This is a genomic window from Thalassospira sp. MCCC 1A01428 (assembly GCF_002115825.1).
Lineage (GTDB): Bacteria > Pseudomonadota > Alphaproteobacteria > Rhodospirillales > Thalassospiraceae > Thalassospira.
In genome coordinates this window covers 115265-139709 of record NZ_JFJZ01000005.1, presented here as the reverse complement: position 1 = coordinate 139709, position 24445 = coordinate 115265, and the positions used below count along the sequence as shown (strand labels likewise).

The 24445-nt window shown below is 52.9% G+C and carries 22 protein-coding genes and 1 tRNA gene; 15 read left to right on the top strand and 8 right to left on the bottom strand.

Translation table 11 applies throughout. The features are described 5' to 3' along the window. The first annotated feature begins 51 nt into the window (after window positions 1-51). Window positions 52-831, top strand: a complete 780-nt coding sequence (locus THS27_RS06395; protein ID WP_085589044.1) for a class II glutamine amidotransferase — start codon at window positions 52-54, stop codon at window positions 829-831. 41 nt (window positions 832-872) lie between these two features. On the opposite strand, the gene THS27_RS06390 is transcribed toward THS27_RS06395, so the two are convergent. Continuing rightward, complete coding sequence (locus THS27_RS06390) at window positions 873-1646, bottom strand: DeoR/GlpR family DNA-binding transcription regulator (RefSeq protein ID WP_085589042.1); 774 nt, start codon at window positions 1644-1646, stop codon at window positions 873-875. A gap of 215 nt (window positions 1647-1861) precedes the next feature. Between THS27_RS06390 and THS27_RS06385 the strand changes: the two genes are divergently transcribed. The 6 genes from THS27_RS06385 to THS27_RS06360 are packed head-to-tail and all read left to right on the top strand — an operon-like array spanning window position 1862 to window position 7863. Beyond that, the gene (locus THS27_RS06385) at window positions 1862-2842 is read left to right on the top strand and encodes an ABC transporter substrate-binding protein (RefSeq protein WP_085589185.1); all 981 of its coding nucleotides are present in this window, start codon (window positions 1862-1864) and stop codon (window positions 2840-2842) included. Further along, window positions 2842-4569, top strand: a complete 1728-nt coding sequence (locus tag THS27_RS06380; protein ID WP_085589040.1) for an iron ABC transporter permease — start codon at window positions 2842-2844, stop codon at window positions 4567-4569. The genes THS27_RS06385 and THS27_RS06380 overlap by 1 nt, the downstream gene beginning before the upstream one ends. After that, window positions 4557-5672, top strand: coding sequence for an ABC transporter ATP-binding protein (locus tag THS27_RS06375; protein WP_085589038.1), 1116 nt, complete (start codon window positions 4557-4559; stop codon window positions 5670-5672). Before THS27_RS06380 ends, THS27_RS06375 begins: the two co-directional genes overlap by 13 nt. After that, complete coding sequence (locus tag THS27_RS06370) at window positions 5672-6760, top strand: MBL fold metallo-hydrolase (RefSeq protein ID WP_210402841.1); 1089 nt, start codon at window positions 5672-5674, stop codon at window positions 6758-6760. The genes THS27_RS06375 and THS27_RS06370 overlap by 1 nt, the downstream gene beginning before the upstream one ends. 9 nt (window positions 6761-6769) lie before the next feature. Continuing rightward, on the top strand, window positions 6770-7372 hold the full coding sequence (locus tag THS27_RS06365) for a histidine phosphatase family protein (RefSeq protein ID WP_085589036.1): 603 nt from the start codon (window positions 6770-6772) through the stop codon (window positions 7370-7372). Then, a complete protein-coding gene (locus tag THS27_RS06360) occupies window positions 7369-7863 on the top strand; it encodes a polynucleotide kinase (protein ID WP_085589034.1) in 495 nt (164 codons plus the stop codon). Before THS27_RS06365 ends, THS27_RS06360 begins: the two co-directional genes overlap by 4 nt. Window positions 7864-7929: 66 nt before the next feature. Here THS27_RS06360 and THS27_RS06355 read toward each other — a convergent pair whose 3' ends face one another. Continuing rightward, window positions 7930-8382 (bottom strand): thermonuclease family protein, encoded by a 453-nt coding sequence (locus THS27_RS06355; protein WP_085589032.1) that lies wholly within the window; start codon window positions 8380-8382, stop codon window positions 7930-7932. A gap of 33 nt (window positions 8383-8415) precedes the next feature. Beyond that, window positions 8416-8970, bottom strand: coding sequence for an AAA family ATPase (locus THS27_RS06350; protein ID WP_085589030.1), 555 nt, complete (start codon window positions 8968-8970; stop codon window positions 8416-8418). Window positions 8971-9117: 147 nt separating this feature from the next. Between THS27_RS06350 and THS27_RS06345 the strand changes: the two genes are divergently transcribed. Beyond that, window positions 9118-9555, top strand: a complete 438-nt coding sequence (locus THS27_RS06345) for a GNAT family N-acetyltransferase (protein WP_085589028.1) — start codon at window positions 9118-9120, stop codon at window positions 9553-9555. 38 nt (window positions 9556-9593) lie between these two features. On the opposite strand, the gene THS27_RS06340 is transcribed toward THS27_RS06345, so the two are convergent. Next, the gene (locus THS27_RS06340; RefSeq protein WP_085589026.1) at window positions 9594-10580 is read right to left on the bottom strand and encodes a LysR family transcriptional regulator; all 987 of its coding nucleotides are present in this window, start codon (window positions 10578-10580) and stop codon (window positions 9594-9596) included. Between the two features lie 243 nt (window positions 10581-10823). Between THS27_RS06340 and chvE the strand changes: the two genes are divergently transcribed. The 4 genes from chvE (at window position 10824) to araD (ending at window position 16724) form a co-directional block, all read left to right on the top strand. Continuing rightward, complete coding sequence (chvE, locus tag THS27_RS06335; RefSeq protein WP_085589024.1) at window positions 10824-11915, top strand: multiple monosaccharide ABC transporter substrate-binding protein; 1092 nt, start codon at window positions 10824-10826, stop codon at window positions 11913-11915. 170 nt (window positions 11916-12085) lie between these two features. After that, the gene (gene mmsA / locus THS27_RS06330) at window positions 12086-13606 is read left to right on the top strand and encodes a multiple monosaccharide ABC transporter ATP-binding protein (protein ID WP_085589022.1); all 1521 of its coding nucleotides are present in this window, start codon (window positions 12086-12088) and stop codon (window positions 13604-13606) included. Window positions 13607-13616: 10 nt separating this feature from the next. Continuing rightward, complete coding sequence (gene mmsB, locus THS27_RS06325; RefSeq protein ID WP_085589020.1) at window positions 13617-14801, top strand: multiple monosaccharide ABC transporter permease; 1185 nt, start codon at window positions 13617-13619, stop codon at window positions 14799-14801. A 177-nt stretch (window positions 14802-14978) separates the two neighbouring features. Continuing rightward, window positions 14979-16724, top strand: a complete 1746-nt coding sequence (araD, locus tag THS27_RS06320) for an L-arabinonate dehydratase (protein ID WP_085589018.1) — start codon at window positions 14979-14981, stop codon at window positions 16722-16724. 63 nt (window positions 16725-16787) lie between these two features. Here the strand turns inward: araD and THS27_RS06315 are convergent, their stop codons facing one another. The 3 genes from THS27_RS06315 to THS27_RS06305 all read right to left on the bottom strand — a co-directional run bounded on the left by THS27_RS06315 (window position 16788) and on the right by THS27_RS06305 (window position 19006). Continuing rightward, window positions 16788-18047, bottom strand: a complete 1260-nt coding sequence (locus THS27_RS06315; protein WP_085589016.1) for a helix-turn-helix domain-containing protein — start codon at window positions 18045-18047, stop codon at window positions 16788-16790. 119 nt (window positions 18048-18166) lie between these two features. After that, a tRNA-Val gene (locus THS27_RS06310) sits at window positions 18167-18243 on the bottom strand. Window positions 18244-18334: 91 nt separating this feature from the next. Further along, a complete protein-coding gene (locus THS27_RS06305) occupies window positions 18335-19006 on the bottom strand; it encodes an HAD-IA family hydrolase (RefSeq protein ID WP_085589014.1) in 672 nt (223 codons plus the stop codon). Between the two features lie 238 nt (window positions 19007-19244). Between THS27_RS06305 and glmU the strand changes: the two genes are divergently transcribed. Both glmU and glmS read left to right on the top strand, forming a co-directional pair. After that, window positions 19245-20591, top strand: coding sequence for a bifunctional UDP-N-acetylglucosamine diphosphorylase/glucosamine-1-phosphate N-acetyltransferase GlmU (gene glmU, locus THS27_RS06300; protein WP_085589012.1), 1347 nt, complete (start codon window positions 19245-19247; stop codon window positions 20589-20591). A 116-nt stretch (window positions 20592-20707) separates the two neighbouring features. Beyond that, entirely contained in the window at window positions 20708-22531 is a 1824-nt protein-coding gene (gene glmS, locus THS27_RS06295) for a glutamine--fructose-6-phosphate transaminase (isomerizing) (protein ID WP_085589010.1), read from the top strand. A gap of 139 nt (window positions 22532-22670) precedes the next feature. On the opposite strand, the gene THS27_RS06290 is transcribed toward glmS, so the two are convergent. Beyond that, entirely contained in the window at window positions 22671-23207 is a 537-nt protein-coding gene (locus THS27_RS06290; RefSeq protein WP_085589008.1) for a carboxymuconolactone decarboxylase family protein, read from the bottom strand. Window positions 23208-23333: 126 nt separating this feature from the next. Here THS27_RS06290 and THS27_RS06285 point away from each other — a divergent pair, with 126 nt between their 5' ends. Further along, complete coding sequence (locus tag THS27_RS06285; protein ID WP_085589006.1) at window positions 23334-24332, top strand: AraC family transcriptional regulator; 999 nt, start codon at window positions 23334-23336, stop codon at window positions 24330-24332. Window positions 24333-24445: the final 113 nt, after the last annotated feature.

Sequence of the window (24445 nt, the reverse complement as noted above, 5' to 3'; positions counted from 1 at the left end):
ATAGGCACCTTATCCTGATAATACCGGGTAAAAATCGGGGAGAATAACTATATGTGCCGCTGGCTGAGCTATATCGGGGAACCTGTTTACCTCGACAGTCTGGTTTTTGAACCCAAACATTCCCTTGTGGCGCAAAGCCTGCATGCGGAGGAAGCCAAGACGCCAACCAACGGTGATGGTTTTGGTATTGGCTGGTACGGAGACCGTCAAACACCTGGCTTGTATCGTGAAATTTTACCCGCCTGGAACGACGCGAATTTGCAATCACTGGCGCATAATATTGAATCGGGCCTGTTCTTTGCGCATGTGCGCGCGTCGACGGGGACAGGCACCAGCCGGTCCAATTGTCATCCGTTTGCCTATGACAAATACCTGTTCATGCATAATGGGCAGATTGGCGATTACAAACTGGTTCGTCGCGAGCTCGAAGCCCTGATTGACGATAAATATTATTGTTCGCGCCAGGGCACGACCGATAGCGAACTGATTTTTTATTTGATGCTGAGTTTCGGGTTGGAGCTTGATGCCCACCGCGCTGTTCGCAAGGCAATTGAAATGGTGGAAAGCGCAATGCGCCGGCATGATATCGAAGCCCCGTTTCGCTTTACCGCCTGTTTAAGTGATGGCGAAAGCCTGTGTGCAGTTCGCTATGCCAGCGATGATAAACCTCCATCGCTTTATTACCGTAAACGGGGTAATCAGGTGATTGTGGTATCCGAGCCGCTAGATGCCGAAAGCGCCAGCTGGATTGCCCTGGATCGTAACCAAAGTCTGCATGTTACACGTGATCTGACCATTTCCAAGGATATGATGTTGGGAGCGTGTGCCTGATCCAGGCCCGGTTTTAGGTCCGGTGTAATCGATATTTCCCATCAGGACGCAACAATCAGGCTGGTGCGGTTTTGCACCAGCCTTGTTTGTAATATATCTGACGGGGCGGCATTTAAAATAACCGTGTCAAAATCGCTGGCATGGCCATCGCGGCACAGGGCCTTGCGGCCCATTTTGCGGTCATCAACCAGCAAAATCGCATGGTCGCAACACTGTACCAGTGCCCGCCTGGCGCGTACTTCGTCCATGTTGAAATCCATTAAATCGCCATCCGGGCTCATGCCGCCGACACTGACAATGCCAAAATCGGCGCGATAGCAGCCAAAAAACTCGGCACTGTCAGCACCGATCACATCAAGGTCGCGCGTACGGATGGTCCCCCCCGATAACCGCAAGGTGACGCCGGGCGCATTTTGCAGGGTCAGCACGACATGCAGATTGTTGGTTAACACCGTTAAGTTGCGGTGCCGGGCAAGGCTTGATGCCGCCAGTTCCGCGGTGGTGCCTGTTCCAATCGCAATGGTGCAGCCTTCGGGGATCATGCTGGTCAGTTTGGCGGCAAGGGCGCGTTTGCCATCGCGGTTCCAGACCTCGCGTTTTTCATAGCTGGTATTATCGGGCACCGGGGCGGGCCCGGCCTTGCCGTGGCGGCGAAAAATGCGGCCCTGTTCCTGCAAGTCGCGAAGGTCGGTGCGGATGGTTTGAACAGAAACGTCAAACCGGCGTGCCAGTTCCTCGACTGCCATGAAGCCACAGGATTTAACCAGCGACACGATGCGATCGCGGCGGTTTTCTATCGGCACGGGACGGGGCATTTAAAAACCTTTTCTATTTTCACACGAAAGTTTCCATTTCGTTTGCTCCCGATTATAGCGGCGCAAAAATTCGGCTGAGAACCCCGTAATTGCCGTTGAAACATTTAATTCTTTGCTTTGTCACACAACTGTTATGAAAATATCGGTAGCGTCCCCCTCACGTTGTTTTCGTACGAAACCTTCAAAAGTTTCAACTGGTCCAGGGGATGTTGATCATGCGTAAAGTTCTTCTTGCTGCCGTGGCGTCGGCCACAATGATGTTGCCAATCGTGGGGCAGGCTGCTGAAAAGCTGGTTCTTTATACCAGCCAGCCCAACCAGGATGCCCAAACCACTGTCGATGCCTTTAAGGCGGCGTATCCTGATATTGAAGTAGACTGGGTGCGCGATGGCACCACAAAATTGATGGCAAAACTGGGGGCCGAAATTGCCGCGGGTGACCCACGCCCCGACGTTTTGCTGATTGCCGATACCGTCACGCTCGAAGGCATGAAACAGCAAGGTCAGCTTCAGGCGTATAAATCGCCGCAAGCGGATGCCTATGACCCGGCCCTGTATGATGCCGACGGCTATTATTATTCGACCAAGCTGATCACGACCGGGATTGTCTATAATACCGGTGTGTCCAAAAAGCCGACTTCGTGGAAAGACCTAGCGGATCCGGCCCTTAAAAACCAGATTGCCATGCCCAGCCCGCTTTATTCAGGTGCGGCCCTGATCCATCTTTCCACACTGACCGAGAACCCCGATCTGGGTTGGGATTATTATCAGGCCCTGGCCGATAACAATGCCCGGGCGCAAGGTGGCAATGGCGGCACGTTCAAGGCTGTGGCATCGGGTGAAAAGCCTTATGGTGTTGTGGTGGACTTCCTTGCCCTGCGCGGCAAGGCCGCTGGCTCGCCGGTTGATTTTGTGTTCCCCAGCGAAGGCGTTACCTATGTGACCGAACCGGTGGCGATTTTGAAAACCGCCAAAAATGTTGAAACCGCACACAAGTTTGTCGACTTTGTTCTGTCGGGCAAAGGCCAGAAACTGGTGCAGGATATGGGGTATATCCCGGCGCGTAACGACATGGATTTGCCTGCCGGTTTCCCGGCGCGCAAGGATATCAAACTGATGGCATTTGATCCGGCTGTGGCCCTTAAAAATGCCGATGCGAACAAGAAGAAATTCGCAGAGATGTTCGGGGCAGAATAATGTCGGCTGTCGGACGCGCGAAAGCAGCATCCGGCCTGCAAATGGGAAGCAACCGGTTTTCGGGCCGGTTGCTGCCTTTGTTGTTTGTGCCGGTAATTATTATTTCGGTTTTACCCATGGTTCGCCTGGCGACCGAAGGCCTGTTTGTGCAAGGAACGCCCAGCCTGGATTATTTGCGCGATGTGGCGCAAAGCAGCCAGACATGGCAGGCAACGGCGCATAGTCTTTACACGGCGGCATTGGGAACTCTTATATCCTTGCTGATTGGCGGGGCGTTTGCCTTTTTGGTGGCCTTGACAGATATCCGCGCCAAGGCGGCTCTGGTTTTTTGTTTCATGATCCCGATGATGATCCCGCCGCAAATTACCGCCCTGGCCTGGGTGCAATTAACCGGGCCAAGCAGTGCACTTTTAAATGCCATTGGTATGGCCCCTGCAATGGGGTCGGCCCAGCCGCTTTATTCGGCCGAGGGGATTGCCCTGTTGTTGGGCATTCAGCATGCTTCAATTGTATTTTTAACCCTGCGGGCCAATTTGCGCCTGTTACCGCGCGAACAGGTCGAAGCCGCACGGCTGGCCGGGGCGCGGGGCGGGCGGCTGTGGTGGCAGGTGATTTTGCCGCTGACCAGCCCCGGCCTGATTGCGGGCACGGCCATGGCCTTTGTGACGGCACTGGGTAATTTCGGCATTCAGGCCATGCTGGGCATTCCGGGCAATTACATTACCTTGCCCACCCTTATTTATCGTAAACTTTCCAGTTTTGGCCCCTCGGCGCTGGGCGAGGTATCGGTGCTGGCCATGCTGATTGGTGTGATTGCGGTCGCCGGTGTGATTTTGCACCATCGCTTGCTGAGCAAACGCGATTATCGTTTGATGGGCGTGGTCGGCAGGCCATTAGACATCAAGCTGGGTCGCCGCCGCATTGTGATTGAAATTGTATTGTGGAGCGTTCTGGTTGCCATTTTGGTGGTGCCACTGATGGCGCTGGTGGCAACATCGCTGGTGCCTGCTTTTGGCGTGCGCCTTGGTCTGGATAATTTCAGTTTCGATGCCTTTTATCAGGTGCTGTTTGTGCAACCCGCTACCATGCGCGCCTTTCAAAACAGTCTGATGTTATCGGTGGGGGCGGCGATTGTGCTGGTTGGGGTGTGTTTGCCACTGGCCTATATTATTGTCCGCCGCCCGACACCGTTAACCCGCGTGATTAATTTGCTGGTCGAAATCCCCTATGCCTTGCCTGGCGTGGTGCTGGCCATCGCGTGCATTTTGCTGTTTATCCGCATTCCGGTTTTGAATGTCAGTTTGTATGGCACGCTGGCAATTATCTTTGTCGCCTATTTGGCGCGGTTTTTGGTAATTGCCTTGCGCCCGGTTATGAACAGCTTTTTACAGTTGGACCCCGCACTGGAAGAAGCCGCCCAGGCTTGTGGGGCCGGGGTGGGGCGGCGGTTACGCGATATTTTGTTGCCCCTTGCCGCACCTGCGGCTGCCGCAGGTGCATTGTTGGTATTTTTAACCGCGTTTAACGAACTGACTGTTTCGGCCCTTTTATGGTCGGCAGGCAATGAAACGCTGGGTGTTCTGATTTTCAATCTTGATGATAGTGGCGACAGCGTCATGGCATCGGCCGTGGCTGTGCTGGTCGTGAGCGTTGTTGTTGCCCTGATGACCGGGTTTCAACTGGCATCGCGTCATCTGCCCAAGGGAGTTATACCGTGGCAGACATAAATTTAAGCAATGTGACCAAAACATTTGGTGACTATCATGCCGTTAATAATGTGTCGCTAAACATTGCCGACGGTGAATTTGTGGCCCTGTTGGGGCCATCGGGCTGTGGCAAAACCACATTGTTGCGCCTGTTGGCCGGGTTCGAAGAACCCGATGGTGGTGTCATTTCGCTGGCCGGGCAGGCGGTCGCCAACCCCGCAGCAAATATTATGGTCGCGCCTGAAGATCGTAACCTGGGCATTGTGTTTCAGTCCTATGCGCTTTGGCCGCATATGTCGGTGGCACGTAATGTGGGGTATCCGCTTGAGGTGCGTAAATTATCGCGCGCGGATCGTGAAAAGCGCATTCGCGAGGCGTTGGCGATTGTGTCGCTGGGCGATTATGCGGATCGTTCCCCCACCGAACTGAGCGGCGGGCAACGCCAGCGTGTGGCCCTGGCTCGTTGCCTGGTGATGGAACCGCGTGCGGTGTTGTTAGATGAACCGCTGGCGAACCTGGATGTGCATTTGCGCGAAACCATGCAGCAGGCCTTTCTGGATTTTCATCGCCGGACTGGCGCCACCATGATTTACGTAACCCATGATCAGGCCGAAGCCATGGCGATGGCAGACCGGATTGCCGTGATGGATCGCGGGCATATCCGCCAGATGGCCGCCCCTGAAACCCTGTACCGTGAACCGAATGATCATATGGTTGCCGGTTTTGTTGGGGCCGGGGCAGTTTTGCCGGTGGGTGAGTTAAAGATGCAGGGCGAGGGCCGATGTGCCGTGCGTATCGGGAATGCCGATGTAATGGCTCGGATCAGTCATGCGGCAAGTCATCACTGTTTGGGCCAAGGCAATATCGACAGGCCGTCGAATGATGGTTTGGAGCCGGTTTTAGGCCTGTGTTTGCGCCCGGAAGATGTCAGTGTTGATACACAGGGTACGCTTGCCGGCATGGTGGATGACTGCGTTTACCTGGGCGGGCGGTTTCGCCTGATGGTCCGGCTGGACGGGCAGCATTCCGTGCCGGTTTATGCCGATCAACGGGCGCGCATTGGCGAACAAATTTCATTGTCGATCCGCGATGGTTGGGTCTTTTCACGCCAGGAGGCTGCATAATGGCGGCGGGTATTCGTGTGTTATCGGGCTTGGGCGAAAAAGCTCCGGCCTGTATCAGGCTGGATTTTTTAAACCGGCGCTGGCTGCTTGATTGTGGCGACGGGCTGGAAAATGAACCGGGGTTTGATCCGGCATGGCTGACCAAAGTTAACGCCGTTTTCATTTCACATGATCATGTGGACCATATCGGCGCTGCGCATTATGCCATCGAGGCCGGTTTACCAATTTATTGTACTGCTGTGACCGCCAAAGCCTTGCCTGTGGGGGCCGATGTGAACATTTTGCCTGCTTTTGGTGAAATTCAGGTCGATGGCGTTACCGTTACCACCGGGCGTACCGGCCATGCATTTGGCGGGGTGTGGCTGCATTTTGATGTGGGCGGCGGCGTGCTTTATACGGGCGATATTTGCACGGAATCCGACTATTTTTTGTATGATCAGGCCCCCGATGCAGCGACGATTTTGTGTGATGCATCTTATGGCATGGATAATGTATCGCAGCGTGATCGTATTGATGGTTTGTTAGGTGCCGTTGCCGGGTTTGACGGGCAAATTCTGTTTCCGGTTCCACCCAGTGGCCGGGCTGCTGAAATGGCCCTGTTGTTTGAACGTCACGGGCTGGCGGACTGGACGATGGACATGCGCTGTTATGGCCGGGTTCAGCAGGTTTTAACGCCGGGCGGGCAGGATTTTGTAAGTTCCGAAGCTATTGCCGATTTACGCCGCCTTAGCCTTAAGGCCCGCGAATTTAACCCCCAGGCCAAACTGTTATTGTGCCATTCGCCGTGTGGCACCAGGGGGGCATCGGGCGACATTACCCGCAAATGGCAGGAACAGGGGCGTTTGGGGCAGGATGCCAAGGTGATTTATACTGGCCACATGTCAGAAACGGCCCGCAGGATTGTCGCAGAAGGCAAGGGCGAGTTTCACCGCTGGAATGTTCATCCGCGTTTGCGTGATGTGGTTGAACTGGCCCAAAACTGCCATGCCTTACAGATCGTTCCATTATTTTGCACCCGTCCCGAGGAATTCGGCCTTGTCGAAGGATTTGAAGGCCGGTTACAGCTATCGGACCGGTTTTATCTGTAAGGTTTTCACATGATTTTTCCTTATTGGCACTATGACATGCCCACAGTGCCGTTTGTTTTTATGCGCCACGGCGAAACCGAAGCCAATCGCACCGGCATTATTGCCGGATCGACCGACGTGCCGTTAAATGCTACAGGCGAGGAACAGGCACGTTCCGTGGCCCCCGTGATGGCGCAGCATAAATGGCGGGCCGTATATGCCAGCACCCAGTCACGGGCGCAGCGTACTGCCGCCCTTGCCGTGCCCGGCCATCAGGCGGAAATCCTGAGTGGCTTGCGTGAACGCCATTGGGGCGACCTGGAGGGACGGCCGGTTACTGAAATATGCCCGCGTTTTGAAACCCCTCCAAATGGCGAGCCGTTTAACGATATGTGTAAACGGGTGTGTGAGGCGTTGAAAATTGCCCTTGCCGGGCATGATGATGCGCAAGGCTTAACCGTAATTGTCGGTCATTCCGGGGTGATGCGCTGTATTTTACATTTAACCGGGTTTGATGCCGATGGCCCGCGTATCATGAATGCGACGCCGGTTTTGTTCACGCCGCAAGATGGTCGCTGGACCTATAAGATTTTATCAGAACAGGCAAATGCCGCCAGACAGGATATGGAATGACCTTTGAAAACGATGCGCTGATGCCAGGAACTGCCAGTCAGCCACGCCCGGCGGTGGTTTTTGATGTAGACGGCACACTGGCCGAATTCGATGCCGATGCCCTTGGCCATCTGGTGCATGGCCCGGTTAAATATTGGGACGCATTTTTTGACGCGATGGATGTGACCGCGCCGGTGGCCGATATTGAACGGCTGTTGCGCATTTTGCATGGCACCGGACAGGCGATTGTCATTTGTACTGGCCGCCCCGAAGGCTGGCGGGATCGAACCGAAGCGTGGCTAAAGGCGCATGAAATTCCGTTTGACGGGGTTTATTTGCGTCCGGTCGACGCTGATCATCGCAGTGACGAGGATGTTAAGGAAGATTTGTTGCAGCAAATCCGTGCCGATGGCTTTGCCCCGTGGCTGGTGGTGGATGACCGGCAATCCGTAGTCGATAAATGGCGCGATCTCGGGCTGACCTGTTTGCAATGCGCGCCGGGTAATTTCTGACTTGATATTTTAAGCATGATGCAAAACCGGCGGCAGGGAATGCCGCCGGTTTTGTTATGGGGGCAATTAACCACACCATGGTGCACGTTTTGTTTTGCCATCATAGGCGCGTGCAAGGCCATTATTGATTAATTCCTGATCCAGCGCGCGGCCATCAATGCGCACCGATGCCACGACACGCCCGCCATAGCGGCCCCATTCAGGTTCGCAAAATTCGACCTTTTGCGCCTGTTTCAGGCTGTGCCGTGCATAATCGCGTGCCTTGTTGGCCAGTTCTTTTTCCATTGGGCATTTACCGCGAATTTCGGGGGTATCCACCCCGCGTACGCGCACCGACATTTTGGCAATTTCGTGCGGTAAACCGGGGATTAGCACATAAATTGTATCGCCGTCATAGGCATATTCGCCGCCGCGTTCACGCAAGGGCCAATCGTAACAGGTGGCATGTGTCGTCGCGGGTATCAGGCAGCCCGCCACAAGGGCCGCCGTAACGGCAGGACGATAGAAAGATGCAGGCATTGTTTGCTCGTATTCTGTTTTGTTGTTTTTTAATCACAGTTTTAACCGCGATAGTATTTGCGCGGCCCGTTGTTCGACCGGGCCTTTGCGTATTTCGATGGGGTCGTAGCCGCATTCAAGATAGGTGCGATACAGAACCACATAGGTTCTGACGGCTTCGCTGAAGTTTTGTGTGCGTGCAGTGTCGGTTTGATAAATTTCAGCCCAGGGCGGCAGGATGAAAACCGTGCGCCGGTAGCGATAGGTTTCAATCGCCCGCATCAGGGTCGGGTCATCGGGCAGTTTGGATAAACGGCGATGGGCCAATGTATCGGGCAGGCCACGGTCAAAAAACACGCTTAGCGGGTCTTGCTCCATGCCGTCCTGCCATGCGCGGATAGATCCGCGCATCATAAGGCCGCTATAGGCTTCATTGTCTTCCCACGGCAGGGCATTGCCGCCGCGTTCCTGCTGGTTTTCGATAACGTTTCGGGCTACCTCCCGGCTGGTTTCATAGCCAAGGTCATTTAAGTGATTGATCAGTGTGGTTTTGCCCGCACCGGGGCCACCTGTGATGACAATAAGGTTCGATGGATAAGGCAACTGCATTGATATTCGTATTCCCTGCTCAAGGCGGCACCATATGGCGGCGCTTTGCGGCAAGCTGATGGCGTAAACAAAGGATTTTATTGAGAAGGCGAAACCCGGCATGTAAAGAGAGGCCGGGCATTAATCGCAAGGACAAAGGCTGTCAATATGCTGATTGCAAAACCCGGTTTGGCGGACCCAAGCCGCCTGATCAGGTTATGGGAAAGTTCGGTGCGGGCCACGCACGGATTTTTGGACGAAGACGATATCGTCCGCCTGCGCGTGATGATCCACGATCAGTATTTTGACGCGGTTGACCTGTATTGTGCGGAGGATGAGAATGGTAATATTACCGGATTTATCGGCATTGCGGAAGGGCGCATTGAAATGCTTTTTGTGGACCCGCAATGGATGGGGCAGGGCATTGGCCGGGCTTTGGTCGAATATGCCATATCACGGCATAATATTACCGATGTCGATGTGAACGAACAAAACCCCGATGCCGCCGGTTTTTATCGTCACCTGGGGTTCGTTGACTTTGCCCGTTCCGAAAATGACGGTGAAGGTAACCCGTTTCCGATTTTACATATGCGACTGGGGCGCTAATGACCCTTTTGACAGGGCGTGTTGCACGGGCGGGTGGTTTACACGCCGTCGGGACCGTCAATTCGCGCCAGAATATGATCCGATATCAACTGTGCTGATGGCGACAGGCGATGCCCGGCTGCGGTTAGCAGGCTATAGGGTTTGATTTCGATTGCTTCGGTCAGGGGTAATTCGGCAATTGCGCCCCCCCGTGTGAGCAATGTGGTTACTTCTTCGGCCATCGGGGCAACGGCGTCGCTGTCGCTGATGGATGCAAGGGTTACCAGCAAAGATGCAGTGTTTAACCCTGAGCGCGGTAACGGCAGGTTTTGGGCGATAAAAACATCCTCGATTGTACGCCGCATCAGGTTTCCCGGTGGTGGCAATATCCATTCATATTGCGCCAGTTGGGCCATTGTAACCGGGTTATGCGCCAATAGCGGATGCCCGTTACGCACCAGAAGGCGGATTTTTTCGCTGCGGATCTGGCGAATATGAAACAGGCGCGGGTCCACATCCTGTGGCACCCGGCCAATGATAAAGTCATATTCCCCCGCCAGCAGGCTTTTGATCAGGACGTGGGACGGGCCAATTGCAACCTGCGCCTCGAACCTTGCATTGTGCGACTGAATATCGCGAACTACAGGCACCACCAGGTCAACGGCGGCGGCGGTAACCGCGCCGATAAATACCGTGCCGCCACCGTTTTTAATATCTTCAATTTCGCGTTCGGCTTCGCGCATTTCAATAAGCATGGTGCGTGCGCGCTGGGCCAGTGCCCGGCCAGCATTGCTCATTTCTACTCCGCGTGCGCCACGTTCGCACAGGCGGGTTCCCAGCATATCTTCCATTTCCGATAATAACCGCGACGCGGCAGGTTGCGATGTTTTTAACATGGTGGCGGCCAGGCTGATCTGGCCGGTTTCTTCCATGGCAACAATCATGCGTAAATGGCTGATTTTTAACCCGCGCTTAAACAGGTTTCCCGACCCTGTTAACAGGGTTTGTGCCGGTGTCATAATGCTGGGCGGGGAAGTCTGAACCATAAAGCAGCTGCTACTGTTAACGCGTTTCGGATATTGATTTTAATAGCATATCGTTTTTGATATGCAATGTTCAGTTTTCATTATTTGAATGTTATGGCGAAGCAACGGAATATTGCGCCGTCGGCGTCATTAAAAAATGGCAGTCGCTACGTAAAATAACGCCACACAGCAAGGACGGGCACCCGGTGCCTTAACCAAACAGGCAAATGCCGGAAATTGTTGTGTCATTAGGGAGAAAATATAATGAAACGTCTGAGTGCTGTATTGGCCGGCATTGCCTTTGGCGCGGCCGCGACCTTTGCCCCCTCCATGCCGGGTGGCTTCGGGATGAGTGCCGCCCACGCTGCTGACAAGGGCTATGTCGGGATCGCCATGCCGACCAAATCTTCTGCACGCTGGATTTCGGATGGCGATTCGATGGTCAAGCAGTTTGAAGAAGCCGGTTATAAAACCGACCTTCAATATGCCGAAGACGATATTCCCAATCAGCTTTCCCAGATTGAAAACATGATTGTGAAGGGCGTTGATGTGCTGGTGATTGCCGCCATTGACGGATCAACCCTTTCCAATGCCCTGGCAAATGCCAAGGCCGCCGGGATCAAGGTTTTCGCCTATGACCGCCTGATCCGCGATAGCGGCGATGTCGATTATTATTCGACGTTTGATAATTTCAAGGTTGGCGTTCTTCAGGCATCTTCATTGATGGATGGCCTCGCGTCACGCGGCGATGGCCCGTACAATGTTGAATTGTTTGGTGGTTCGCCGGACGATAACAATGCCTATTTCTTCTATAATGGCGCGATGTCGGTTTTGCAGCCGCTGATTGATAATGGCACTGTTGTTATTAAATCCGGCCAGATGGGCATGGACAAGGTTGGTACCCTGCGTTGGGATGGTGCGGTTGCCCAGGCCCGTATGGATAACCTGTTGTCGGCTTATTACACCGACGAAAAGGTCGATGGTGTGCTGTCGCCCTATGACGGGTTGTCAATTGGTATTCTGTCCTCGCTTAAGGGCGTTGGTTATGGTTCGGGCGACATGAAAATGCCGATCGTTACCGGGCAGGACGCCGAATTGCCGTCGATCAAATCGATCCTTGCCGGTGAACAGTATTCAACCGTTTTCAAAGACACCCGCGAACTGGCCCGTGTGACGGTTAGCATGGTGAACGATGTGCTGGCCGGTAAGGAACCGACAGTGAACGACACCAAAACCTATGACAATGGCGTCAAGGTTGTTCCGTCCTATTTGCTGGAACCGGTTCTGGTCGATAAATCCAACTGGGAAGGCATTATCATTGGGTCGGGTTATTATACCGCTGATCAGGTTAAATAAGCACGGTTTTGCATGAAAATCGAAACGGGCGGTGAACCATCGCCGCCCGTTTTTGTGCCAAGCCGAAAGCCGCCGGATCAAACCAGGTGGCGGTCGGTCCGGTGTTGAAAGGCAGACGGGCCGTTTTGCAAAAGGGAGCCGGCAGAACTGCCGGAATTCGGGAGGACCGGATGGATACCATCCTGGAGATGCGCAATATCACCAAGACTTTCCCCGGTGTGAAGGCGCTTGATGATGTTAACCTTAAAGTACGACGGGGCGAAATTCATGCCCTGTGCGGCGAAAATGGCGCTGGAAAATCAACATTGATGAAGGTTCTTAGCGGGGTTTATCCGCATGGAACCTATGAAGGCGACATTCTGTTTGATGACAACATTCAGTCATTCAGGGATATTCGCGATAGCGAAGCGCGCGGCATTATCATCATCCATCAGGAGCTGGCCCTGGTGCCGTTACTATCGATTGCCGAAAATATTTTTCTGGGCAACGAGCTTTCTGAAAACGGGGTGATTAACTGGCCCAAGACCTTTGCCCGCACAACCGAGCTTTTGGGCAAGGTTGGCCTGCGCGAGGCCCCCAATACGCTGGTGACCAATATTGGGGTCGGCAAACAGCAACTGGTGGAAATAGCCAAGGCTCTGTCCAAGGAAGTCAAACTTCTTATTCTGGACGAACCAACGTCAAGTTTGCAGGAAAATGATAGCCAGAAATTGCTGGATCTGCTGATCGAGTTTCGCAATCAGGGCATTACCTCGATCCTGATTTCGCACAAGTTAAATGAAATCAGCCGTGTTGCCGACCGGATTACGGTTATTCGGGATGGCAGGGCCGTTTCGACGCTGGATTGTCTTGATGGGCAGATCAGCGAGGATGATATTGTCAAGGATATGGTCGGGCGTGATATGGCGCATCGCTATCCTGAACGGATCCCCAATATTGGCGCAACCATGATGGAAGTGCGCAACTGGACCTGTTATCACCCGCTGCATCCCACCCAAAAGCTGATCAAGGATGTTAATATTGATGTGGCCGCCGGCGAGGTGGTTGGTATTGCCGGTTTGATGGGAGCCGGACGCACCGAACTTGCCATGAGCATTTTTGGCAAGTCATATGGCCATAATATCAGCGGCGAGGTTTTGATGCATGGCAAACCGGTGGATGTTTCCACCGTGCAGCGTGCCATTGCCTCGGGACTTGCCTATGTGACCGAGGATCGCAAGGAAATGGGGCTGATCCTTGACGAAAGTATTACCACCAACATTACGCTGGCCAACCTGCCCGGTGTTTCGGAACGCGGGGTCTTAAACGACGGGGCCGAACGGGGTGTCGCCGAGGAATACCGCCAGAAGATCAATATTCGCACACCCAATGTCGGCCAGAAGGTGGTTAACCTTTCGGGTGGTAACCAGCAAAAGGTTGTGTTGTCCAAATGGCTGTTTGCCGGGCCGGAAGTATTGATCCTGGACGAGCCAACCCGCGGCATTGATGTGGGTGCCAAATACGAGATTTATTCAATTATCAATCAGCTGGCAGCCGATGGCAAAGGGGTCATTATGATCTCGTCGGAGATGCCGGAACTTCTGGGAATGTGCGACCGCATTTATGTGATGAATGAGGGCGAAATCAAAGGGCAGCTGGCCGCAAGCGATGCCAGCCAGGAAAAGATCATGCACATGATCCTGAAGGGGTGAGGACAGACCAATGAGTGATACTTCAAGCAAAAATATCAGCTACTACCTGCGCACCCATATGCGTGAATATGGCATGGTTCTGGCCCTGATTGCGATCATGGCGTTTTTTCAGTATTTGACCGATGGCGTGTTGATGAAGCCGGTCAATCTGACCAACCTTTTCCTGCAAAACAGCTATGTCATCATCATGGCTGTCGGCATGTTGCTTGTTATTGTGGGCGGTAATATCGATCTTTCGGTGGGCTCTGTTGTTGGCTTTATTGGCGCATTGGCGGCAGTTATGGCCGTTCAGTGGGATTTGCCGACATTTGTGGTCATTCCGGTTTGTCTGGTTGTTGGCGGTTTGATTGGCTGTGCCCAGGGCTATTGGGTGGCCTATTGGCGCATTCCATCCTTTATCGTGACCCTGGCCGGGATGCTGGTTTTTCGCGGTTTGACGCTGGCCCTGCTGGGCGGCGCATCTGTGGGGCCATTTCCGTCAAACTTTCAGTTAATGTCATCGGGTTTCATTCCCGACCTTATGGGCGGGTTGATCGACGGCCGGTTTAACGTTTTTTCCATGACGCTGGGTGTTCTCGTTGCGCTTTTGCTGCCGGCCCTTGGTTTGCGGTCGCGGGCAAAACAGGCGCGGTTTGCCGTTGTAGAAGAGCCAATGGCCTTTTTTGCCGCCAAACATGCGCTTGCCGGTTTTGCGATTTTGTATATCGCCTATCTGCTTTCGACCTATCGTGGCCTGCCTAATGTGCTAATCGTCATGGCCTTGCTGATTGCGATTTTTACCTTTGTTACCAATAGCACAACAATTGGTCGTCGCATTTATGCGATGGGGGGCAATGAAAAGGCCGCCCTGCTTTCGGGCATCAATACCCGCAAACTGGCATTTTTGACCTTTGCCAATATGGGTATGCTGGCCGCATTGGCCGGGCTGGTTTTTGCCGCCCGTTTGAATACCGCAACCCCGAAAGCCGGGATTGCCTTTGAACTTGACGTGATCGCAGCCGTCTTTATCGGTGGCGCGTCCATGTCTGGTGGCGTTGGTAAAATTATCGGCGCTGTCGTTGGCGCCCTGATCATGGGCGTTATGAATAACGGGATGTCGATTGTTGGTGTCGGGATTGACTGGCAACAGGTGATTAAAGGCCTGGTGTTGCTCGCCGCCGTGATTTTCGATGTCTATAACAAAAACAAGGCCTAAAGAATTGACCAAACAACAAAACGGACCGGAAACCGGGGCGATGTCGATATGTGAAAGCACATTTCGTTTTTGCAGCCCTGTGTCTTTGCACCGTTTGAATATCTATCCGGGCGCGTTTTGCGCCCGGGGCGCGCGCGATGAAAACAGCGCGTTTAACATAAACTCAGGAGACCGGGCATGAGCAGCTTTAAACCCGCAGCCTGGCCGCGCACGTTGCGCTCGCAAGGATGGTTTGGTGGTACGAGCAAGGATAATATCTATCACCGCAGCTGGATGAAAAACCAGGGCCTGCCTGCCGACCTGTTCGACGGCCGCCCGGTGATTGGTATTTGTAATACCTGGTCGCAATTAACCCCGTGCAACGCGCATTTGCGCGACCTTGCCGAGCGGGTCAAACACGGCATTTACGAAGCTGGCGGCCTGCCGCTGGAATTTCCGGTGTTTTCACCTGGCGAAAGCACGTTGCGCCCCACAGCCATGATGTTCCGTAACCTGTGCGCGATGGATGTGGAAGAAGCCCTGCGTGGAACCCCGCTGGATGGTGTGGTGCTGATGGTGGGCTGCGATAAAACCACCCCGGCGTTGCTGATGGGGGCATCCAGTGTTGATATTCCTGCCATTGTTGTAACCGGCGGGCCGATGCTGAATGGCAAATGGCGCGGGCAGGATATTGGTTCGGGCACTTCGCTGTGGCAATTGTCCGAAGACCGCAAGGCAGGCAAAATCAGCACCGAGGATTTCCTGGATGCCGAAATGGCGATGTCGCGTTCGCCGGGGTCATGCAACACCATGGGCACGGCATCAAGTATGGCCAGCATGGCCGAGGCGCTGGGTATGGCGCTGTCGGGCAATGCCGCCATTCCCGCTGTTGATAGTCGCCGCCGGGTGATGGCCCATTTGACCGGGCGTCGCATTGTGCAGATGGTTAAGGACGACCTTAAACCGTCTGATGTGATGACCAAGGATGCCTTTGAAAACGCCATTCGTGTTAATGGCGCGATTGGCGGCTCGACCAATGCGGTTATTCACCTTCTGGCGATTGCCGGGCGCTTGGGCGTTGATCTGACGCTGGATGACTGGGACCGTCTGGGACGCGATATTCCGACCATCGTTAATTTGCAGCCATCGGGCAAATACCTGATGGAGGAATTCTTCTATGCCGGTGGCTTGCCGGTGGTGATTAAGGCGCTGGCTGAAAGCGGGCAGATCCATAAAGACGCCATCACGGTTTCGGGCGAAACCATGTGGGACCAGGTTGCCGAGGTGCGCAACTGGAACGACGATGTTATTTTGCCATTCGAAAAAGCCCTGACCCAGCATGGCGGCATCGCCGTGGTCAAGGGCAACCTTGCCCCCAATGGCGCGGTGCTGAAGCCATCTGCGGCGTCAGAACATTTGATGACCCACCGTGGCCGCGCCGTGGTGTTTGAAGATATCGACGATTACAAGGCCAAGATTAACGACGAAAGCCTTGATATTGACGAAAACTGCATCATGGTTTTGAAAAACTGCGGTCCCAAGGGCTATCCCGGCATGGCCGAGGTTGGCAATATGGGCCTGCCGCCCAAGGTTTTGCGCAAAGGTATTACCGACATGGTGCGTATTTCCGACGCCCGCATGAGCGGCACGGCATATGGCACCGTTGTTTTGCACACATCCCCCGAAGCCGCCGCCGGTGGCCCGCTGGCGATTGTGCAAAATGGCGATATGATCGAACTTGATGTGCCCAACCGTCGCTTGCATCTTGACGTACCCGACGATGAAATCGCCAGCCGCCTTGCCGCCTGGGAAACCATTGTTCCGGTTCCTGCCAGTGGTTATGCGTCGCTTTATTACAGCCATGTCATTGGCGCGGATAAAGGGGCCGATTTCGACTTCCTGTTAGGTGGTCGTGGTAAGGAAATTCCCAAGGATAGTCATTAAAGCCTGTGTCCAAATGCTATTTTGCAGCATTTTAAATTGATATTAGACCTCTGATCTTTTTGCTCAGGGGTCTTTTTTTTCGAGTTCAAATTCTTTAATGAGGAGTTCCAGTGCGTCGTTGTTGTATACGGAAGTGATTGATTTTGGTAGTATTCCAGTTTCTTTGTATTTTTGTTCTGATTTTTTATTTATAAAAATATAAGTTGAATATCTCTTGTCGTGTTTTATTCTTGTTTCGGATATTTTTTTATTTAAATCTTTGTTTTTGATTTCAGGAAATTTTTTGTGAACTTCATTTGATAGGTCAGTCCATGAAAATGGGTACATTTTTAGTGTGTCTTCGGTGATCTTTTTTTCGATTGTTTCCATGTTTTTTACTTCTCCAATCAATTTTAGTGTAGGTTTACCCGAGGTCTCCTTGAATTCACCTTCTTTTATAAATGATATTTGCGGAAGCAGTTTTTCATCAAGATAAAAATTGCCGGACTTTCCTTCAACTGTTCCTGTTTTAAGGTCCATAATTGCTGAGTTTTCTATACCAATTCGAAGTATATTTGCTAAGTGTTTTGAGAGAGTTGTTTGAGAGCTTTTTCGAACTCTTTCATCAATGATATTTTGCAGATCAAGCGGAGTAATAAGCCTGTCTTCGCCCGCATATCGATAATAAATATGGCCTTCATGCGCGTCATCAATGTTTTTGCTAAAAATAACAGGTTTTGTATGCGCTTCAGAAATATGAAAAATTGCAATTTTTTTGTCGGCATATTGAAGGACTTTGTGGGAAAACTCAATTTCGATTCCCAGTGTGGATATTACACGTTGATTCCATTTGTTGTAATCAAAGTCAGATAGTTTCCTGTCCGAAATTCCTTTGATTTCCCATGTTTTGTCTTTGACTCCAAGTAAAATGTAGCCCCCTTTGTTGTTTGCAAAGGCGGCAATAGTCTTCATTGGAAGATTGAATCCCTCTTTGCATTCAATGATGTTTGTTTCTTTGATATCGAGTTGCTCAGGATTTTCTTTTTTTGTCGGTATCAAGGTGGCAAGTTTCAATTCACTCAAAGGGTCGGGCTCGTTGTTTAAATGAATTGTGTTTCTCAGAAATTCTTCAGTTGTTTGAAGCGATGCGGCAGGTATCGGAACATATTTTGCAATTTGGTTGTTTTTGATATTTGATATCCGGCCAGTGCTTATGTCTTTTGATGCGTCCCCTCGGCTTCGGTTTATTAGTCCAGATATTTTCTGATTGGAGAAGTCGTGGTTTATCAGTAGACTTTTAATTATTCCAACTTCAAAATCAGTTAAGGTGTTTCTTTTTGCCATGCTTTCAACTCCCTGAAGGTGGGATGAAATTATAGCTTCAGAACTAATTTCAGCAAGTGTACTGGTAAGTACGTGACGTACTTCTTTGGACTTGCCTTAGTTGATTTTGATTTGGAAAATGGTGGGCGTAACAAGATTCGAACTTGTGACCTCTCCCGTGTGAAGGGAACGCTCTAACCAACTGAGCTATACGCCCGAAACGGGGAAACAGTGCTTAGATAACTGTTTCGTATTCCGTCGGTGGCGCGGGTTATAAGGGCCTGCGCCGGGGGTGTCAAGCCGCGTTTTCAGGCAATTTTTTCCAATGCGTCAGGCAGTTGGGCAAAGCGGGTTAAAACGGCATCCGCACCCAGTGTCCGGGTCTTGGCATCATCCACTTCAAAGGCAACGGCGATGGCAGCAATGCCAATGGCGCGTGCCGCGTTTATGTCATTGGCGTGATCACCAACCATAACGGCGGTATCGTCCGCATCGCGCTTATACCCCATGCCTTCCAGGGCAAAGGCCAAATGCCCGCCATCGGGTTTACGTACATCGGTTGCGTCACCGCCGGCAATGGTCGTAAACAAATCGTCGATCCCCAGCAATGACAGGATTTCGCGGCAGGGCCGGGTGGGTTTGTTTGAAGCCAGACCAATTTTCCAGCCCTTTTCATGCAGGCAGCGCAATGTGGTTTCGGCATCCTGATACAAATATGTATCGCGATAGCCTGTTGCCTCGTACAGCGATACAAATTTGTCATAGGCCGCAGACAGGGCATTTTCGTCCAAACCGGAATTTCGGGCGGCAAAGGCACGTTTGGTTAACATGCGCGCGCCATCGCCCAGCATGGGTTCAAGTTCGTGCCGGGTCAGCGGGGGAAGGGTATGTTCGGCCAGCAGGTGATTCATCGCCACCACAAGGTCCTCAACCCCGTCAATCAATGTACCGTCAAGATCAAACAGGATGAAGTTGGTCATGGGGCTGCCTTTTGTCATGATAAGAACACAGAAATGTATCAGTTGAACTTATCAGTATGGATGCCAATAACAAGCGCATTCACAATCTGTAACATCTGCTAACATCAGGTTACAAAACGTGATTCAGCAGGGCTTTTGCATCGTACCGATTTACGGTAGGAGTGCGGATGTTAATGTGGTTTCGGTTTGGCGGGCCGCGCTTTGATGTCACGATGCGTTCGGGAATAAAGGATTTTAAATGTCTAGATCATTAAGTGTTGTTGTTCTGGCGGCCGGTATGGGAACGCGAATGAAAAGCGCGCAGCCCAAGGTTTTGCACAAGGTCGCAGGCAAACCAATGGTCAACCACGTGATCGACGCCGCCCGGTTCCTGCACGCAGAGCAAACCCTGATTGTGGTTGGCCCGGATATGGCAGCCCTTGAGCAGGCCGTGGCCCCGCATCCGACATTCGAGCAAACAGATCGGCTTGGCACGGCCCATGCCGTTTTGGCGGCGCGTAACGCCCTGGAAAACGCCAGGGGTGATGTGCTGGTGTTATATGGCGATAGCCCGCTTTTTACCTCCGCCACGCTGGAACGCCTGATTGCGGCGCGCAAGGAAGGCCCGCATGCGGTGGCGGTGCTGGGCTTTACCCCCGATGACCCGGCCGGGTATGGTCGACTGGCGACAGACCCGTTCACCGGCGAATTGCAGGCAATTATTGAAGATAAGGAATGCACCGATGCCGAACGCCGGATCGGGTTTTGCAATTCCGGTGTGATGTGCTTTGCTGCCGAGGGTATGGTTGATTTGCTTGATGCAATTAACAACAACAATGCCAAAGGCGAATATTACCTGACCGATGCGGTCGCTGTGGCCCGTGATCAGGGCCGGACCTGTGTTGCCGTGGAAGTAGCGGAAGAAGAAACCCTTGGCGTTAATTCGCGTGCCCAGTTGGCGATTGCCGAACAACTGATGCAAAGCCGCCTGCGCAATGCCGCCATGGATAATGGCGCAACGCTGGTGGACCCGGCATCGGTGTTTTTATGTGCCGATACTGAAATTGGCAGGGATGTGGTGATTGAACCCAATGTGGTGTTTGGGCCGGGGGTTAAAATTGGTGACAACGTAACGGTTAAGGCATTTAGCCACCTTGAAGGCTGCATTATTGCCAATAACGCCGATATTGGCCCCTATGCCCGGTTGCGGCCCGGTGCCGACATTGGCGCGGGCGCACGGGTTGGCAATTTTGTTGAAATAAAAAAAGCCACCCTGGAAACCGGCGCGAAGGTTAATCATTTGTCCTATATCGGTGATGCGCGCATTGGGGCAAAGGCCAATATCGGGGCCGGCACCATTACGTGCAATTACGACGGTTTCCAGAAATATAAAACCGACATTGGTGTTGGGGCATTTATCGGCTCCAACACGGCATTGGTTGCGCCGGTAACCGTGGGCGATGGCGCATTTGTTGGCGCGGGCAGCACGTTAAGCGGCGATGTTGCCGCCGACACGCTGGTGCTGGTGCGTGCGGAACGAACCGAAAGGGCGGGCTGGGCTGCGCGGTTTCGTGAAAAAATGCGTGCTTTGACGGGCAAGGATTAAGGCAGACGGCCTGTTTGCAGGTTCCATTACAATGCCGGTTTTGGCGTTTGATATTTTGTGCAGTCTGGCCCGATGATGGCCGGCGGCAAGGGTAAATTTGGGGAAAGACACAGCATATGTGCGGCATTATCGGCATTATCGGCAAAGACAGTGTAAGTGAACGCATTCTGGAAGGGTTAAAACGCCTGGAATATCGCGGGTATGATTCCGCCGGTATTGCGACCCTGATTAATGGCAATATCGAACGACGCCGCGCCGAAGGCAAACTGGTGAATTTAAGCCAACGTCTTAAGGAACAGCCATTGGGCGGGGATGTTGGCATTGGTCACACCCGCTGGGCAACGCATGGCGTACCCACCGAAAATAACGCGCATCCGCACACCGACGGCAAGGTTGCCGTTGTTCACAATGGCATTATCGAAAATTTCCGCGACCTTAAAGCCGAGCTGACCGCCAGAGGCCGTGTTTTTGAATCCGATACCGATACCGAGGTGATTGTACATTTGGTGTCGGACTTTCTCGATCAGGGTAAATCCCCGCGTGACGCGGTACAGGCAACCTTGCACCGGATTGAAGGGGCCTTTGCCCTTGTGATCGTTGTTGCCGGTCATCACGATGTGATTTTTGGCGCGCGGCGCGGCACACCGCTGGCGGTGGGCCTTGGCGAGGGCGAGATGTATCTGGGGTCCGACGCGATGGCCCTGTCGCACCTGACCAATCGATTGATCTACCTGGAAGAAGGCGACTGGGTGGAAATGACCCGCGATCATGTTCAGGTTCGTGATGAGCATGACAATGATGTCACCCGCGAGATCAAGCTTTCGGCGGTTTCCGGTGCCATGATGGGCAAGGGCAACTATAACCATTTCATGCAAAAGGAAATTTTTGAACAGCCTGCCGTGATCGGCGATACGCTGCATTCCTTTATCAACCCGGCAACCCGCACCATCAAGCTGCCCGATATGCCGTTTAACATTGGCGAGGCCACCCGCTTAACGATTGTTGCCTGTGGGACCTCGTTTTATGCGGGCTTGGTGGCAAAACACTGGATCGAACGCTATGCGGGCCTTGGCGTGGATGTAGATGTTGCATCGGAATTTCGCTATCGCTGCCCGCCGCTTCCCAAGGGCGGCATAGCGTTGTTTATTTCACAATCCGGTGAAACGCTGGATACGTTGGCAGCCCTTCGGTATGCGAAGTCGAAAGGGCAAAAGATTTTATCCATTGTTAACGTCGCCGAAAGCACGATTGCGCGCGAAAGCGACGTTGTGTTGCAAACTTATGCCGGGCCGGAAATTGGCGTGGCATCAACCAAGGCTTTCACAACCCAGCTTACCGTTCTGGCCTGCCTTGCGGTGACCATCGGTCGTGAAAACGGCACGCTCGGCAAGGATGCTGAAGCCGCCATCGTCAATGCCCTGACTGAACTGCCCAAGCAGGCGGCCGAAGTGCTGCATCATGACGAAGAAATTCGCCAACTCGCGCTTAACATCGCGGATGCCCGGGATGTTTTGTATCTGGGGCGCGGCCTTGGTTATCCGATTGCGATGGAAGGGGCGTTAAAGCTTAAGGAAATTTCCTATATCCATGCCGAAGGCTATGCCGCGGGTGAAATGAAACACGGGCCGATTGCCCTGATTGACCAGTCGGTGCCGATTATCGTGATTGCGCCGTCGGACGAGTTGTTTGAAAAAACCGCATCGAATATGCAGGAAGCTGCCGCACGCGGTGGCCGGGTGATTTTCCTGTCTGACGCGCAAGGGTTGGCAATGGTAGGCGATATGGCATCGGCCACGGTGGAACTGCCCAAGGTCGCCGATTTTGTCGCACCCATCCTCTATACCATTCCGGTGCAAATGTTGGCCTATCACGTGGCGGTACATAAGGGCACGGATGTGGACCAGCCCCGTAACCTGGCAAAATCGGTGACAGTGGAATAGGTGTTTCGCCCCAACCTGTTTTATTAATTCTAAAAGTTTGATCGCGTTATAGCGCCCCGCAGCCGGTTTGGTTGCGGGGCGCTGCGCTTGTGACAGGGCGTTTTATTCGGGCAAGATGAAATGCCACGACACCGATGTTTTAGTTAACAGCGGGGAAGTCAACCACAGTGTCGTTGATGCGGTTAAACACATTGGTGAAAGTAATGATGGCGATGGTCAGGCTGATATCAACCAATTGCACATCGCTGTACCCTGCTGCCTTGATTGCATCGAATTCGGCCTGGATGATGGTGCCGGGGGTGTCTTGCAGGGTGCGAACAAAACGGATCAGCGCATCCCGTTTCGGGTCGTTTGTTGCTTCACCCTGGCGGATGCTTTTCAGGGTTCCCTGGTCGATGCCGCTTAACTTTCCAACCAGGCTGTGTGCGGCAACACAATAATCGCAACCGGCAACTGTGCTGATTTGCAATTTGATAATTTCCTGGTCCTGTTTGCTTAGCGTGCTTTTTGCCAAAACGGCATCGGCGGCCAAAACGGATTGTAACGCCTGTGGATTCAGCGAGCCGATTGCCGCGTAAGCGTTGGGAACAGTGCCAACAGATTTTTTGATCCCGGCAAAAAGATCGGCGGTGGCACCGGTGGCAGATTCAACGGCAGGTACGGAAATGCGTGACATAATGTCGTCTCCTTGATGAAGGGTGTGTGGTGTCTATGTCTGCACTTTACGGGCCAGGATTGAGTTTGTTAATGTCATTAAGTTTCTAAAACATGCTAATTAATCTCAATTTCGGGGTTTATGGTGATGGATTGGCTTAGTCAGCTGTTTGATTTGATGCCGGTGCGCGGCAGCCTTGATATTCGCTGTTCATTTGGCGCCCCGTGGAATGTGGTTGAAGGGCAGGCGGCCAAAGGCGAAATTCCCTATCATATCATCGTGCAGGGCAAGGCGACGCTCGATGACCCGGCGGGGCGTGAAGTTGTTCGATTATCGGCGGGAGATATTTTGTTACTGCCCGGTGGGGCGGCGCATTTCCTTCATGACGGCAGCGGCAAGCCACCGTCGATAATGACGGTTCGTCATGGCATGAATCTTGTGCTCAATGAAAACAGCGGCGCTGGCGATCGTTTGGATATGCTGTGCGGGCGATTTAAGATGGCATCATTTCATGCAAGGGTTTTAGCACGGTATCTGCCTGACAGGCTTATTGTGCGAACGGCAAATATGCCTATCGCGTCGGCACATTCATCCCGGGCGGGTGTGGCGGGTGGCGGTGCATTTGATATGCCGTGCGGAACCGGAACAGAAAACCGTATGACCACCCTGATTAATTTGATGCGGGCCGAAGCGGATAACGATGCCCTGGGCGGCCGGGCGATGTTAAATGCCTATTCTGCTGCATTGTTTACCCTGGCATTGCGGTTGGCCAGTGAAACTGCAGATGCGCCTGTCGGGATTTTGGCGCTGGCGGGGCATCCGCGTTTGGCACCGGCATTAAATGCCATGCTGGATAATCCCGGAGATGACTGGACATTGCCGCGGCTGGCCCGGCTTTGCAATATGTCACGGGCAACGCTGGTGCGCCATTTTCAGGAATTACTGGGATATTCGGCAACGGATCTGTTGCTGGAAATCAGAATGATGCTGGCGGCGAATAACCTTGCCCATAATGATATGTCGACAGGGGCGGTTGCCGATCTTGTTGGCTATCAGTCCGAGGCCGCATTTCAACGTGCCTTTAAAAAACATATGGGAATGACGCCAGCGCAATGGCGCCGTAAAGACAGGGTTTCCCTGACCTGATTATTCAACGGCACGATGGCTGCATAAGGCGGGGTGTCACCGTCATACAAATCAGGCTGCATGACGCAGAACGGCAATGTTTGTGAACCAATTTTAGCGAAAGATTAAATTTA

Coding starts and splice junctions, on each gene's coding strand:
- THS27_RS06395 (WP_085589044.1), top strand. CDS start 52: ATGTGCCGCTGGCTGAGCTATATCGGGGAACCTGTTTACCTCGACAGT.
- THS27_RS06390 (WP_085589042.1), bottom strand. CDS start 1,646: ATGCCCCGTCCCGTGCCGATAGAAAACCGCCGCGATCGCATCGTGTCG.
- THS27_RS06385 (WP_085589185.1), top strand. CDS start 1,862: ATGCGTAAAGTTCTTCTTGCTGCCGTGGCGTCGGCCACAATGATGTTG.
- THS27_RS06380 (WP_085589040.1), top strand. CDS start 2,842: ATGTCGGCTGTCGGACGCGCGAAAGCAGCATCCGGCCTGCAAATGGGA.
- THS27_RS06370 (WP_210402841.1), top strand. CDS start 5,672: ATGGCGGCGGGTATTCGTGTGTTATCGGGCTTGGGCGAAAAAGCTCCG.
- THS27_RS06365 (WP_085589036.1), top strand. CDS start 6,770: ATGATTTTTCCTTATTGGCACTATGACATGCCCACAGTGCCGTTTGTT.
- THS27_RS06360 (WP_085589034.1), top strand. CDS start 7,369: ATGACCTTTGAAAACGATGCGCTGATGCCAGGAACTGCCAGTCAGCCA.
- THS27_RS06355 (WP_085589032.1), bottom strand. CDS start 8,382: ATGCCTGCATCTTTCTATCGTCCTGCCGTTACGGCGGCCCTTGTGGCG.
- THS27_RS06350 (WP_085589030.1), bottom strand. CDS start 8,970: ATGCAGTTGCCTTATCCATCGAACCTTATTGTCATCACAGGTGGCCCC.
- THS27_RS06345 (WP_085589028.1), top strand. CDS start 9,118: ATGCTGATTGCAAAACCCGGTTTGGCGGACCCAAGCCGCCTGATCAGG.
- THS27_RS06340 (WP_085589026.1), bottom strand. CDS start 10,580: ATGGTTCAGACTTCCCCGCCCAGCATTATGACACCGGCACAAACCCTG.
- chvE (WP_085589024.1), top strand. CDS start 10,824: ATGAAACGTCTGAGTGCTGTATTGGCCGGCATTGCCTTTGGCGCGGCC.
- mmsA (WP_085589022.1), top strand. CDS start 12,086: ATGGATACCATCCTGGAGATGCGCAATATCACCAAGACTTTCCCCGGT.
- mmsB (WP_085589020.1), top strand. CDS start 13,617: ATGAGTGATACTTCAAGCAAAAATATCAGCTACTACCTGCGCACCCAT.
- araD (WP_085589018.1), top strand. CDS start 14,979: ATGAGCAGCTTTAAACCCGCAGCCTGGCCGCGCACGTTGCGCTCGCAA.
- THS27_RS06315 (WP_085589016.1), bottom strand. CDS start 18,047: ATGGCAAAAAGAAACACCTTAACTGATTTTGAAGTTGGAATAATTAAA.
- THS27_RS06305 (WP_085589014.1), bottom strand. CDS start 19,006: ATGACCAACTTCATCCTGTTTGATCTTGACGGTACATTGATTGACGGG.
- glmU (WP_085589012.1), top strand. CDS start 19,245: ATGTCTAGATCATTAAGTGTTGTTGTTCTGGCGGCCGGTATGGGAACG.
- glmS (WP_085589010.1), top strand. CDS start 20,708: ATGTGCGGCATTATCGGCATTATCGGCAAAGACAGTGTAAGTGAACGC.
- THS27_RS06290 (WP_085589008.1), bottom strand. CDS start 23,207: ATGTCACGCATTTCCGTACCTGCCGTTGAATCTGCCACCGGTGCCACC.
- THS27_RS06285 (WP_085589006.1), top strand. CDS start 23,334: ATGGATTGGCTTAGTCAGCTGTTTGATTTGATGCCGGTGCGCGGCAGC.